We start from the raw sequence: 13,939 nt of genomic DNA on the forward strand, positions 1-13,939 counted from the left end.
TGAGAGTTGCTGCTGGAATCACAAGCGGGTTTACCGCATTTACTGTGAGTTGGCACTGAATCTGCGTATTAAACCGAGAAGAAGACTAAAACGGCATGCGCCTGAACCATTGAAAGAACCAATCCGAGAAAATCAGGTTTGGTCATTAGATTTTATGCATGATCAGCTTTCCGATGGTCGCAAGTTTCGATTATTGAATGTGATTGATGATTACCGCCGCGAAGGCCTAGCCATTGAAGCAGGGTTCTCATTGCCCACAATCAGGGTTATTCGTACGTTGAATCAATTGCTGGAGTGGATAGAAAAACCGTTAGTGATCCGATGCGATAATGGTCCCGAATTTATCAGTCACGAATTTGTGCGCTGGGCTACTGAGCACGGTATTCGTATTGAATATATTCAACCGGGTAAGCCACAGCAGAATGCGTATATTGAACGCTATAATCGGACCATACGTTATAGTTGGCTGAGCAAGCATTTATTTGATACTTTGGATGAAGTACAAGATTATGCAACAAACTGGTTGTGGCATTACAACCATGAAAGACCACATCTAGCTAACAAAGGAAAGCCACCTCTAATGGCTGCTTAACCTCTACTTTTAACTTCGGTTATTTATGGGAGGATTACCGCATCATTATTAGGATTCATACTATCAGAGCGATCATCGTTAGGTGTTCTAGACATTCTATTTCTCCTATCAAAGTGGTTATCTAGTGATAAGTATCATAGAAGTTATAAAGAAATCATTTCTGGATATAAAAAAGATAAAGTTAGATAATTTTAGATATTTTCATTTAAGTTATTTTTGTAAAGATAAAAGTTAGAAGGAACTAAGAAACTGTAATCAAGATTGATTAAAATATATTTAAATTTACAAAAATTTAAAAATAATCAATAAATATTTGAATTTTAATGCTTATGTTAAAATATATATGGATTTCCATTTTAATTCCTAGTATCGTCAATTAATTGTTGTTGATGCGGTACAGCAATCGCTTCCCATTCCTTTGAAGCAGATTTTTGTACATGATATTAATGCAATTCTAAATCTTCGTTTTAACAAAAAACCAGTGAATTTTACAATTCACTGGCTTTTGCAATGACATTATATATAGCGCATGGGCCGATGAACTACCCATGCGGCATAAAGCAATTAATTAATCGAATCATCCAAGTTTGGAGCTAACCAACGTTTCGCTTCATCTAAACTCCAGCCTTTACGCTGTGCGTAATCTTCAAGCTGATCTAACGAGATTTTACCCGCGTTAAAGTACTCAGAAGCAGGGTTGGCATAGTAGAAGCCGCTCACAGATGAAGGCGGCCACATCGCAAAGCTGCTGGTCAGCTGTGTGCCAATCTTTTCAGTTGAACCTAACCAGTTAAACAGTGTTGCTTTTTCAGAGTGTTCAGGGCAAGCAGGGTAGCCTGGTGCAGGACGAATCCCCACATATTTCTCTTTAATTAGCTCTTCATTGCTCAGTTGCTCATTCGGTTGATAGCCCCAGAATTCTTTACGAATACGCTCATGCAAATGCTCTGCAAACGCTTCTGCAAAACGGTCACCCAAAGATTGCACCAAAATGGCAGAATAATCATCCCCTTTGGCTTTAAACTCATTGGCCATTTCCTCCGCACCAAAAATCGACACGGTAAAGCCGCCCAAGTAATCTTGCCCTTGCTCTGCAGTTGCGACAAAGTCTGCCAAAGACAAGTTTGGTTTGCCTGTTACTTTGTCTGACTGTTGGCGAATATGATGGAAAGTATGTGTTACTTGATTACGTGTCGCATCATATACTTGTACTGAATCTGCCGCAGAACGGTTGGCAGGGTAAATCCCAAAGACTGCACGTGCATCAAAGCGATTATTTGCAATAATATCTTTGAGCATGGCTTGCGCTTGGTTATATAAGTCGGTTGCAGCTTCGCCCACCACTTCATCTTCCAGAATTTTTGGGAATTTGCCCGCCAAACTCCAAGAAATAAAGAACGGTGTCCAATCAAAGTATGGCAACAAGGTTTCAAGCGGATAATTAGTCAGCACTTGAGTCCCAATTAAGTTTGGTACTGCAGGCGTATAGTTGTCCCAATCAATTTTCAAACCATTGTCGATGGCTTCCGCATACGACAATTTCGCGGCTTTAGGCTGTTTATTGGCAATACGTTCACGAATTTTAGCGTATTCCGCACGGTGCTCTGCAACAAAAGCAGGTTTCATTTCAGGAGAGAGTAAGGTTGTCGCAACACCAACGGCACGCGAAGCGTCGGCAACGTAAATGACGGCATCGTTTGAGAACTGTGGATCAATTTTAACCGCAGTATGTGCTTTAGATGTGGTTGCGCCACCAATCAACAATGGAATGTGAAAGCCTTTACGCTGCATTTCTTTGGCAACAAAAACCATTTCGTCTAATGATGGGGTAATTAAGCCAGACAAACCAATAATATCGACTTTTTCATCAATAGCCGTTTGCAAGATTTTCTCTGCAGGTACCATCACGCCTAAATCGACAATATCATAACCATTACAGCCCAAGACCACGCCAACAATGTTTTTACCAATGTCGTGTACATCGCCTTTCACCGTAGCCATCAAGACTTTACCTTTAGACTGTCCTTCGGTTTTTTCAGCTTCGATGTACGGGTTGAGCCATGCAACGGCTTGTTTCATTACACGCGCAGATTTCACCACTTGTGGCAGGAACATTTTACCTGCACCAAACAAATCACCGACCACGTTCATGCCATCCATTAACGGACCTTCAATCACATCTAATGGCCGTTTGGCTTTTAAGCGTGCTTCTTCGGTGTCTTCATTAATAAAGGTGGTAATGCCTTTCACTAAAGCGTATTCAAGACGCTTTTCAACAGATTCGTTACGCCATTCCAAGTTTTCTTCGGCTTTTTGTGCACCTGACTGACCACGGTATTTTTCTGCTACTTCGAGTAGTTTTTCTGTGGCATCCTGACCGCTTTCGCCTTGGTTTTGATTCAGAATAACTGCTTCAACCGCATCTTTTAGTTCTTTCGGGATGTCATCATAAATGGCTAGCTGACCGGCGTTCACAATGCCCATGGTCAGGCCTTGTTTAATCGCATAGTACAGGAACACGGCATGAATCGCTTCACGCACAGGCTCATTACCACGGAAGGAGAACGACACGTTAGAAATACCGCCAGAAATCATGGCATGTGGCAGGTTTTGTTTAATCCAGCCCGTAGCTTCAATAAAATCGACGGCGTAATTGTTATGTTCTTCAATACCTGTCGCAACTGCAAACACGTTCGGGTCAAAAATAATGTCTTCGGCAGGGAAGCCAACATCATTGACTAAGACATCATAAGAGCGTTTACAAATTTCACGTTTACGTGCTGCAGTGTCGGCTTGTCCGACTTCGTCAAAGGCCATAACAATAACTGCTGCGCCGTATTGGCGGCAGAGGCGGGCTTTTTCGACAAACTCGTCATAACCTTCTTTTAAGGAAATAGAGTTGACAATGGCTTTACCTTGTACACATTTCAAGCCTGCTTCAATGATTTCCCATTTTGAGGAGTCAATCATGATGGGTACGCGAGAAATATCTGGCTCAGAGGCTACCAAGTTCAAAAAGTGCACCATTGCACCTTCTGAATCGAGCATGCCTTCATCCATGTTGATGTCGATGATTTGAGCACCGCTTTCTACCTGTTGACGCGCAACATCTAAGGCTTCGGCAAAGTTTTCTTCACGAATTAAACGCAGAAATTTTTTAGAACCTGTAACGTTGGTACGTTCGCCCACGTTTACAAATAAAGAATCATCATAAATGTTAAATGGTTCTAAACCACTTAAACGGCAAGCAGGTTTAATGTTTGGAATTTTACGTGGTGGAATGTCTTTTACTGCATTGTAAATCGCGCGAATATGATCAGGTGTTGTACCACAGCAACCGCCTGTAATATTGATCAAGCCACTTTCAGCAAATTCTTTGAGGAAAGCTGCAGTTTCTTCAGGCGTTTCGTCATAGCCACCAAATGCGTTGGGTAAGCCTGCGTTCGGGTGCGCAGAAACAAATACATCGGCAACGTCTGAAACGGTTTTGACGTGTGGACGCATGGCATCTGCACCCAAGGCACAGTTAAAACCAATAGAAAGTAAATCGCCATGACGTACCGAGTTCCAGAACGCTTCTGCAGTTTGTCCCGTTAATGTACGTCCCGAAGCATCGGTAATGGTACCTGAAATCATTAACGGCAATTCACGCCCGAGCTGTTTAAACACTTCTTTTACTGCAAAAATCGCGGCTTTACAGTTTAAGGTGTCAAATACAGTTTCAATGAGCAGGATATCTGCACCCCCTTCAATTAAGGCATGCGCAGCTTCAATATAGTTTTCTTTGAGTGCATCAAATGTAATGTTACGAAATGCAGGGTCGTTTACATTGGGTGAAATTGAACAAGTACGTGATGTAGGCCCAAGTACMCCTGCCACAAAACGTGGTTTGTCTGGTGTTGAATATTTTTCACAGGCTGCTTTGGCTAAACGGGCTGCTTCACGGTTAATTTCTGGAACCAAATCTTCCATGTGATAGTCAGACATGGAAACGCGCGTGCCGTTAAAGCTATTGGTTTCGATAATGTCTGCGCCCGCATCTAAATAGGCTTCGTGAATGCCCTGAATAATTTGCGGTTGAGTCAGTACCAATAAATCGTTGTTGCCTTTGAGGTCATGTGCCCAATCTGCAAAACGTTCACCACGATAATCGGCTTCTTCCAATTGATGGCGTTGAATCATAGTACCCATAGCACCATCGATAATTAAAATTCTTTGGGCAAGAAGCGCTTTCAGGGTGGTAAGCGTGGACATAAAAAACCCTTTATGACTGAATCCGAAATGAGCGGTATTTTAGCAGAGTTCGCAAGGCTTTCGTGCACTTGAAGCGACCAGAGCGAGTGTAAGTCGTAAAAATAGTGCATAAAGCGGTATTTTTAGAATTTGGAGGGGGAGTGTACTGTAGGTTTTGATCCCAAATAAAAGCAGTGATGATACGTATTCTAATTTTAATTTTCTTTGATGCGTCATCGCTTTGTCATATTGCTCAGGCAAAATTGGCTCAACTTGAAATTTGTCTGAACTTTTAGACAAATATGACAACCGTGTAATAAATCTAAATTTGAGAGAATGGCATAAGGAAAGTAGGTTTATTTATTCTAAGTGTTTAAATTTAAATATTTATTTTATTTTTATGCACCTAAAACACAGCTTAAAGTGTGAAAATAAAGTATGAAAGTTGCTTTATATAGCAGCTCTTTGTCATATAATTGTCACAATTTAATTGAACAATAAGGGGATTTTAAATCCTCTTTTCTGCTTGCATGAATTCTAAACCAACTCCTGTAGATTCAGCGCACAAGTCGATTACTAAATCGACCAATGTTCATGTGCCTACACCGAAATTTTTTATGCCGGTGTTTTTAACGATCATCGTTTCTACCCTTATTTATATTGGTTTCCAATTGTCTGCGGACTTATCCCACGTACCTGCGTTAAGCATGTACTCGGTGATTTTATTGGCGACCGCTTTATTCATTGCCTTAGGCTTTGAATTTGTGAATGGTTTCCACGACACAGCCAACGCTGTGGCAACGGTCATTTATACCAATGCTTTGTCTGCACCTGTGGCAGTAATGTGGGCGGGTTTCTGTAACTTCCTTGGGGTGATGGTCGCCAGTGGTGCAGTTGCCTACGGTATTATTGCTTTGCTTCCAGTCGAACTGATTATGAATGTTGGTTCAGGTGCAGGTTTTGCCATGGTGTTTGCCATGTTGATAGCCGCAATTGTCTGGAACTTGGGAACGTGGTTCTTCGGTATTCCTGCTTCAAGTTCACACACTTTAATCGGTTCGATTTTAGGTGTGGGGATTATGAACTACTTGCTTAACTCAGGTGCAGGCGCTAGTGGCGTAGACATGGAACAAGTCATGAAAGTTGGTAAGGCTTTATTGTTCTCGCCATTAATTGGTTTTGCCTTTGCTGCGATTTTGTTCCTCTTGGTGAAAAAAATCTTCAAGAAACAAATGGAGTTATTCCAGCCACCTGAAGGTAATAAACCTCCACCACCCCTGATTCGTGCCATTCTCATTTTTACCTGTACTGGGGTAAGCTTTGCGCACGGTTCAAATGATGGTCAAAAAGGCATGGGTTTAATCATGTTGATTTTGATCGGGATTGTGCCGTTGGCGTATTCTTTAAACAAAGAATTAGGCCAAAACCACATTCAATCGTTCCAGCAGCTTTCAACGCAAACGGCTGATGTGATTTATCCACAATATGCCGATATGCCAGATGAGAAAGCGCGTCAGATTATTACTAGTTATATTCAGACGAAAGAAATTACTCCTGAAGTCGTACCTGCTTTGGCAAGTTTAACCGACCATTTGGGTGAGCGTGTGGGGCAATATGGCAACTTAAAAGACGTACCTGAAGCTGAAGTGGCAGAAATGCGTAACGATATGTATTTAAGCACGACTTCGTTCAAGCGTTTAGACAAAGCCAATGCCTTGCCTGAAATGTCGGAAGAACAGAAAAAAGTGGTTAAAAGCTACCGTAGCCATTTAGATTCGTTCTTACAATACATTCCAACTTGGGTCAAAGTTGCCGTTGCCTTAGCTCTAGGCTTGGGTACGATGGTTGGCTGGAAACGTATTGTGGTGACCGTTGGCGAACGTATTGGTAAGCAGCACATGACTTATGGTCAAGGTATGTCTGCCGAGCTTGTGGCCATGTCAACTATTGCTGCTGCAGATGGTTTGGGGATGCCAGTTTCAACTACACACGTACTGAACAGTGCGGTGGCAGGTACGATGGTGGCAAATAAATCAGGTCTGAATTTCCAGATGGTTCGCACGATTCTTTCTGCATGGATTTTCACACTACCTGCAACAATTTGTTTATCGGGTAGCTTGTTCTGGTTGTTCTTAAAAGTGTTCTAATCCATTCTCAACTTTTTTGAGTGTTTGAAAAAAGCGCTGTGATGATACAGCGCTTTTTTTATACCTGCAGATCAGTCTAGAGAAATATTTGCAGGCAAGCTTTTGAATAGATAGATTAGCGGTTTACATTACTTTTTAAATTTTTGGATGACTTTGTCCAGCGGTAATTTATCTGCAGCAAAGCCATAGAGCGCAGCGAAAGGTAGGGCCGTTCGTGCCAAATACGCCACGCGCCACAATCCACCATGGTTCGCACCTTCCATCATCAATTCGAGCGGATGCTCAAGTTTCACTTCAGGATTGGCTGCCGAGTTTGGATTGCGTAAGTCATGAATCCACARTGCCGCCATAATCGCATTGGTGGTTTCAGGGCTAAATGCTTCAACATCAAACAAACTTGCGCCACTAAATGCTGCTTTGAGTAATGGATTTTTGGTCACAGAGTGTGTGGTGGTCGAAGGTGCAATATTGATGCTGACATGCTGTCCTTGATGACGGGCTAAAATTGCACGCCATTGCTGGATGCGTTTTGCCAAAGCATAGTTTGGTCCTTGTTCCACTACCAAACAGTCGGCAATACCATAATGTTGACCATTGTCTGAAGCAATCAAATGGTGCAGATTTTTTTGAAAAAAATGGCTGCGTGAAAGGGTTTCAATACTTTTGGTGAGTAGCTTTTGCCCTTGCGAACGCTGCTGAAATTTCTCTGCTGATGCACTAATCACTTCTTCAGGAACAGCATAAACATCGGTTGGGGTACACATAAACATAAGGCTGCTGTCAGCTTTATGTTCGCTAACATATTGCATAATGGCATCCATCGCCATCGCAACACGCACGTGTTTTTCACCATCCAAATAAGCAATGGCTGCTAAATCTAGCGTTTCAGATTTTTGGGCTAACCATTGTGCAATTTCTGGGGTTTGCGTGAGCAGATTTGCACCCAATTGTTCTGTTAAAACGTCAAATGGAGTATCTGCCGTGAGTTGTGTTGTACTTGGTGCGTATAAGGTAGCATTGCCTTGTTGCACAGTGTTTAGAATTTTATTCCACACACGGCTGTTTGGTAAATCGACTGCAATAATATTGGCTTTCCATTTGGCTAGCCATGTGAGTGGACCTGCTTCTGATGCTGCACCAAATAGCACCATATTACGGTCAGACAAATCAAACCATTCGGGATGCGCTACTGCTGCATTTAACGCTTCGGCATGACTGGGTTCAATAATGCCAGCTGCGAGCCAAATTGCAATTTGATCTAGCAGAGCTTGACCTTGTAACTTTTTCCCACGATACGGTACATACCATTCGGGTGCTGTTTGGCTGCTGCCTTGTAATTTAAAGGTATGTAAAGTTTCAGTAGGCAAGAGCATGACATCTTTCAGCACATATTTTTGCTCATGACGATAAAACTCAAAACTTTGATGCGCTTTTCTTAACCCATCTTCTGCAATTTGAATGGCGTTAGCTTGTTTACGAATACCGTTGATCACAAGGGCTTTAAAATGTTTTGGATAGTGCTTACGCCAGTTTTTTTCTGCCAAAGCATCAACGGAGCTTTGATGATCGACTGTGGCTAAGGCTTCGGCAATAATCTGTTTGCCCGTGTTTGAGGTGCTGGGTTTATGTTTTTTTGGATGAATTGGGAACTGTAAGCCATCGTAAGAAGTGGACATGCAAAAACTCGCAAACTAAATTGAAATTAATATACAGATGTATACATTATCTATGCCAAGTTGCGATATGGGGTAGCAAAAACTACCAAAATTGAGTGAAATTTGAATAAAAAAACCTTCACGAAGTGTAAAGGTTTTTAATGTGAATGAAATGTTGTTGAGATTTAAAGGTTAGTGTTTAAATGCCTAGGTTCGAATCATAAATGAGTCTGATGCTGTATCAACAATGTTTAATTCACTCAGACCAACAGCTTAACAACGTCCTTTTTTCGCCTGACCTGGAGGACAAAAATCACCATCACCATGCGGATGTTGGTGTGGATAATAGCCTTTCGGGTAGATCGTGCGGTCAGGATCAATCACCACACTGCCTTCAGGGGTATGTACGGCACAGGCGCTTAATCCTAGACTGAGTAACAGGGCGCTTAGAAGTGCAAACTTTTTCATGGCTGACTCCTGATTGCTTGATAGTTTTAGTCTTTATATTCTTAGTATAAGTGCTTGTCGAGTAACTGCATGTTATTTGTTGTGTGCTTTATGCTGTATTGGATCATTCAGATGCTTTCATCAATCAAAAATACTTATCAGCAGTTCATAAAATGACGATTGAAAGTCGTTTTTCCCAATGATAGAGGCTGAAGATGAGAGGCAATAAATGATGGTGTTAAGCGGATTTATGAAAGCAGTCTATTGACGGATTTGAAAATTCTTTAAAGTAGCAACGACTCAGTGGTAGATGTACCGAGTCGTTATAGTTTCAAAAGTTAAAACGGCAGTTGCGCCAGTTTATTCAGGAAGTGAGGCAAGATGCGTGGTTCAATTAAAATAGTCACAATCACACCATAGGCCGCGCCCCATAAATGCGCACTGTGATTAATATTGGAATTGCCGCGTTTACCCGACCAAATGCTATACGCTACATACAGTATTGCAAAAAAAATGGCAGGCACTGGAATAAAGAACACGAAAATCAACTTCCACGGCTCAAACAAAATATAGGCAAACAACACCGCAGATACAGCACCAGATGCGCCTAAGCTGGCCCAACGATGGTCATTTTTATGCTTTAAATAACTTGGAATAATCGCGGCGATTAAACCACCCAAATAGAATAAAACAAAGCCTAAATCATAGACGTATTGGCGATAAAAACTTTCAATAATGCTGCCAAAGAAAAACAGGGTAATCATATTGAACAGCAAATGCGCACCATCGGCATGCACAAAACCATGGGTAATGAAGCGGTCATATTGACCACGTTGCATAGCAGGCGGCCAAAAAATCAGACGATTCATTAATTCTTGTTTAGAAAATGCCAACATAGACACGATGACAGTAATAATGATAATGGTCACGGTATGATTAAAAGGTAAATCGAGCATAAACGCCTATTCTTTTACTTGAATTCTGCGTTAATAATGCATCAAAACTGAGTTAGAGTCGAACTTTAGGAATAAATCCGACAATTTTGGTTGATTTTTTTTTATTGCCCCGCATCTTAAGTTAAAATAGCCACTTCAGCTTGAGGAAATTATTGTTATGTCGACTGAGAACAGCAGCACAGCAGTTGTAGATGAAATTCCAAACTTATTGATTACGCCAACTGCTCAAGAGTATTTGAAGGATTTATTGGCAAAGCAAAATACACCAGGTATTGGTGTGCGTGTTTTTGTGGAAAATCCTGGTACACCGCGTGCTGAATGTTGCATGGCTTATAGTGCGCCCGATGAAGTTGTACCTACAGACTACAAACAGGAATATCCAGACTTTCCTGCGTTTATTGATACGCCGTCAATTCCGTATTTATTGGATGCCGTAATTGACTACAACAAAGACCGTTTTGGTGGTCAATTGACTTTCCGTGCACCTAACTCAAAAGTGCCACGTGTAGGTCCAGATGCTTCGTTAGAAGAACGCATTACTTATGTTTTACAGTCTGAAATTAACCCAGGTTTAGCAGGGCATGGCGGTAACTGTGCTTTGGTTGAAGTGGTGGAAGATGAAGAACATGGCTTAACTGCAGTATTGAAATTTGGTGGCGGTTGTCAGGGCTGTTCAGCGATTGATGTGACTTTAAAGCAAGGTGTAGAAACGACCTTGAAACAACACGTACCTGAATTAATGCGTGTGGTGGATCAGACTGACCACAGCCAATCTGAAGGTGCTTATTTTAAATAAGTTTTAATCTGGCTAAAAATAACCTCCTAAATTTTTAGGAGGTTATTTTTTATCTGAAATCGCCAGTAGACTCTAATTATTTGTTTGTAAATTTAAAATTTGTTGTGCTGCTTCAGAATAATAAAATTTCTCTAAATAATAACGTGCACGTTGTTTTAAATAGCCTTCAGCAATCATTTTCTGAATGACGGGATTTAATAATTGTTGTAATTGTTGCTGGACTAGAGCTTCATCAATATTTAAGTCGTGTAATAGCAAATCAAAAGGGCGCGCTTGATTGCGTACATACCACGCATGCACCCCATCATGCACTTGCTGTTTCAAATACTCACTTTGACGCAAGTGATCCCAAATTTCATGTCCTAAATTGACAGTTTGAGATAGGTCTTGCACTTCAATATAATTTTTTAAAACAGAAAGCGGTAAGTCTTTAATTCTGTGCCATAAATTAGCTTGGAAGTGATACAGCTTTTCATCATCAAAATGTTGATTAAGCACCGATTCGCTCATTTGAGTCAGCTTCTGCACATTTTTTTGCAAATAATGCTGAATGGCTTGGTCTAAATTGGTATCAGTGACACTTTCCAAAACCGATTTACCCATTTTCATAAAGCGTGATACACCAGGCACGCTTTTGGCGATCACCGAATTATCCATATAATCTTGAATGGAATGTTGAATGAGTTGGGTAATCATGGCGGCAAAGGCAGGATTATTCACCACGGTTTTAATCAAACGCTGACGATGTCCACTTTTACTTGCAACATATTGTGCAATTTTGTCGATGGTTAGCACAGGTATCACGTCGGCAATTTTACTGCTGTCATTAACAGGGTGTACCAGTGCAAAACGAATATGCTCAGCAATTTGTTCCACAAAAAAAGAACTGGCAGGCGTATTTAAAATTTGTTGTTGAATCAGTTGATGAATGGCTTCCGATGTCCATAGATCTTGTAAAGTTTGTTTGCGAAACCATTGATAAAACTGCACAAACTCAGTTTGTACCGTTTCACTTTGGTTAAATTCTTGATCTAAAAAATCAAGCTGAGCGTCAATCAGTTGCTCAATGATGGGATGTTTCTGCATAAAGGTTTTATATAATAATTAATTTAGAGGAATCAGTTTATCAGCAAGGGGATTTTTTAGGTTCTGTGTTTTAGACAGAAATGGCAAATAATATTGTGCGACTTGTTTTTCGGCTTCCAATAAAGGCATGTGTCCAACATTATTGAGAATCACGGGTTTTTCGGCGCGTTTGAGTAAAGACTGTAACTCATTCGCCACTTCAACATTTATAATACGATCTTGTTTACCCCACAAAATCAGGGTTGGTGCTTCAATTGACCCTGCTAAACGCGCAAATGAGTCAGGAGTATAAATGCGGTTGAGTTTGACAATTTGCTCAATTGCTTTACGGGTTTGTTCCGAGCGTGAAATTAGGGCTTCTTCTTGCGCATGTTGAATTTGTGAGGTGATAGCAGGCGGGTTTTGCATGATTTGTTTAGCAATGTTGGCTAAATCACCATGTTTGCTCACAATTAAGTCATTTAAATATAATGGGTTTTTGGTGTAAGGCGTATTGGCGAGTTTATATATTCCTGCACTGTTGAGTAGAAATAAACTTTGTGTATCAAAAGGATATTGCGAGGCATACAGTGTTGCAATTGGGCCGCCTAAAGAATGTCCTGCCACATGTAAGTTTTCTTCACAGTCAATTGCTTCAATAAACTGACGCAGTTGTGAAGTTACATTCGGTACTGAATTATCAAAATTGCTTGGTGTTTTGGTGTCACCGCTATTGGGTAAATCTGGAATAATCACATGATAATGTGGTGTTAAAAATTCTGCGACACGGTTCCAATTATCACGTGTGCCTGCCAAACCATGAATCAATAAAATTGTGGGTTTACTTTGCGAGCCACCTTCATTATAGCTCCAGACGACATCTCCAACTCGAATGCTTTTAGAGGTGAGTCCTGCCTCTTTGCGCTGTTGCTGAAAGTGATGTTGTAATAATTTAAGTTCAGTCGCGTTGTTGCTATTAATATTATTGTTTTTTGTGAAAGTATATTGATTAGGCGCAGCACTTTGCACAAGGCAAGATGTACTTAGTCCTAAAGCCAAAAAAATCGTATGTAGATAACGTGATCGAATACATTTCATCATCAAAACGTCTTCCCCTGACGAACCAAAAACAGGCTCCAATAATGATCGGCATTAGCTCTTAGATCTAATTGCACATCTGTAATCTGTCTATTGTATGCGATTAAAATTGAAAGTCATCCATTGCTTTTTGACCAAAGCTTTGAAATTGGTAGAAAATGTGACATATCTCTATAAAAAGTGAAAAAATTTATAACAAAAATGAATAAAGAAAAGCGCGGCTGTATATTTTTTTGCAAGTGACATTCATAAAGACTGGCTTTAGAATATTGCAACTTCAAAGATCGGTGGTAAATCAAGAATGCTAACAGCTCAAGAAGCTTTAGAACGTCTTAAACAAGGAAACCAACGTTTTGTTTCTGGTGATACCAAACATCCGAAGCAATTGTCGCACCAACAACGTGCAGAAATGGCAGAAGACCAAAATCCATTTGCCATTATTTTAGGATGTTCAGATTCACGTGTCCCTGCAGAAATGGTATTTGACCAAGGACTGGGTGATCTTTTTGTAATTCGTGTTGCGGGCAACGTGGTTGCGCCATCACAAGTGGGCAGTGTTGAATTTGCGGCAGAGCGTTATGACTGTGCTGTGGTTGTTGTCTTAGGACACAGTCACTGTGGTGCAATTCAAGCCACAATTGATACTCTAATGTGCCCAGACTGCCCGCCATCGGCAAATTTAATGTCGATTGTGAACCGTGTTCGACCTTCAGTTGAGACCTTAATGCAGACTGAACTGAAAAATGATTTGGCGAAATTGTCTAAGCATGCGGTGCGTTCCAATGTGTTTGCATCGGTAAATCAATTGCGTCATGGTTCAGCGGTTTTAGAAAACCTGATTGAACAAGGTCAGTTGAAAGTAGTTGGTGCAGAATATTCGTTAGAAACAGGTGAAGTGGTTTTTTTTGACTTTTAATCTGAACCGCACATTAAGTAAATTCTCCTCAAAG

Annotated in this window: 10 protein-coding genes; 4 read left to right on the top strand and 6 right to left on the bottom strand. The window is 40.9% G+C overall.

What is annotated here, in order from left to right; genetic code table 11:
- On the top strand, nucleotides 1-592 hold a 592-nt coding region (locus BJN41_RS11245; RefSeq protein WP_070155324.1), incomplete at its 5' end, for an IS3 family transposase.
- Between the two features lie 564 nt (nucleotides 593-1,156).
- Here the strand turns inward: BJN41_RS11245 and metH are convergent.
- Nucleotides 1,157-4,846 (bottom strand): methionine synthase, encoded by a 3,690-nt coding sequence (gene metH / locus BJN41_RS11250; RefSeq protein WP_070155286.1) that lies wholly within the window; start codon nucleotides 4,844-4,846, stop codon nucleotides 1,157-1,159.
- Between the two features lie 509 nt (nucleotides 4,847-5,355).
- On the opposite strand from metH, the gene BJN41_RS11255 reads away from it, so the two are divergent.
- Complete coding sequence (locus tag BJN41_RS11255) at nucleotides 5,356-6,972, top strand: inorganic phosphate transporter (protein WP_070155288.1); 1,617 nt, start codon at nucleotides 5,356-5,358, stop codon at nucleotides 6,970-6,972.
- Nucleotides 6,973-7,100: 128 nt separating this feature from the next.
- Here BJN41_RS11255 and BJN41_RS11260 read toward each other — a convergent pair whose 3' ends face one another.
- From BJN41_RS11260 to BJN41_RS11270, 3 genes are all read right to left on the bottom strand, one after another.
- A complete protein-coding gene (locus BJN41_RS11260) occupies nucleotides 7,101-8,648 on the bottom strand; it encodes a hypothetical protein (protein WP_070155290.1) in 1,548 nt (515 codons plus the stop codon).
- A 252-nt stretch (nucleotides 8,649-8,900) separates the two neighbouring features.
- Nucleotides 8,901-9,095 (bottom strand): hypothetical protein, encoded by a 195-nt coding sequence (locus BJN41_RS11265; protein ID WP_004972042.1) that lies wholly within the window; start codon nucleotides 9,093-9,095, stop codon nucleotides 8,901-8,903.
- Between the two features lie 317 nt (nucleotides 9,096-9,412).
- Nucleotides 9,413-10,030, bottom strand: a complete 618-nt coding sequence (locus tag BJN41_RS11270) for a rhomboid family intramembrane serine protease (RefSeq protein WP_070155291.1) — start codon at nucleotides 10,028-10,030, stop codon at nucleotides 9,413-9,415.
- A 157-nt stretch (nucleotides 10,031-10,187) separates the two neighbouring features.
- On the opposite strand from BJN41_RS11270, the gene nfuA reads away from it, so the two are divergent.
- Complete coding sequence (gene nfuA / locus BJN41_RS11275; RefSeq protein WP_019837467.1) at nucleotides 10,188-10,826, top strand: Fe-S biogenesis protein NfuA; 639 nt, start codon at nucleotides 10,188-10,190, stop codon at nucleotides 10,824-10,826.
- A 72-nt stretch (nucleotides 10,827-10,898) separates the two neighbouring features.
- Here the strand turns inward: nfuA and BJN41_RS11280 are convergent, their stop codons facing one another.
- A complete protein-coding gene (locus BJN41_RS11280) occupies nucleotides 10,899-11,912 on the bottom strand; it encodes a hypothetical protein (RefSeq protein ID WP_070155293.1) in 1,014 nt (337 codons plus the stop codon).
- Nucleotides 11,913-11,930: 18 nt separating this feature from the next.
- A complete protein-coding gene (locus BJN41_RS11285) occupies nucleotides 11,931-12,992 on the bottom strand; it encodes an alpha/beta fold hydrolase (protein ID WP_070155295.1) in 1,062 nt (353 codons plus the stop codon).
- 298 nt (nucleotides 12,993-13,290) lie between these two features.
- Between BJN41_RS11285 and BJN41_RS11290 the strand changes: the two genes are divergently transcribed.
- Nucleotides 13,291-13,905: a carbonic anhydrase gene (locus tag BJN41_RS11290; protein ID WP_019837464.1), complete on the top strand. Its 615-nt coding sequence runs from the start codon at nucleotides 13,291-13,293 to the stop codon at nucleotides 13,903-13,905.
- The last annotated feature ends 34 nt before the right edge of the window (nucleotides 13,906-13,939 follow it).

It is taken from the genome of Acinetobacter towneri (assembly GCF_001758345.1).
In the GTDB taxonomy this organism is placed as follows: Bacteria; Pseudomonadota; Gammaproteobacteria; order Pseudomonadales; family Moraxellaceae; genus Acinetobacter; species Acinetobacter towneri_A.

Bases quoted from the DNA above. Each gene is read 5' to 3' on its own strand.
- BJN41_RS11265 (WP_004972042.1), bottom strand. From the start codon at position 9,095: ATGAAAAAGTTTGCACTTCTAAGCGCCCTGTTACTCAGTCTAGGATTA.
- nfuA (WP_019837467.1), top strand. From the start codon at position 10,188: ATGTCGACTGAGAACAGCAGCACAGCAGTTGTAGATGAAATTCCAAAC.
- BJN41_RS11255 (WP_070155288.1), top strand. From the start codon at position 5,356: ATGAATTCTAAACCAACTCCTGTAGATTCAGCGCACAAGTCGATTACT.
- BJN41_RS11285 (WP_070155295.1), bottom strand. From the start codon at position 12,992: ATGATGAAATGTATTCGATCACGTTATCTACATACGATTTTTTTGGCT.
- BJN41_RS11270 (WP_070155291.1), bottom strand. From the start codon at position 10,030: ATGCTCGATTTACCTTTTAATCATACCGTGACCATTATCATTATTACT.
- BJN41_RS11280 (WP_070155293.1), bottom strand. From the start codon at position 11,912: ATGCAGAAACATCCCATCATTGAGCAACTGATTGACGCTCAGCTTGAT.
- BJN41_RS11290 (WP_019837464.1), top strand. From the start codon at position 13,291: ATGCTAACAGCTCAAGAAGCTTTAGAACGTCTTAAACAAGGAAACCAA.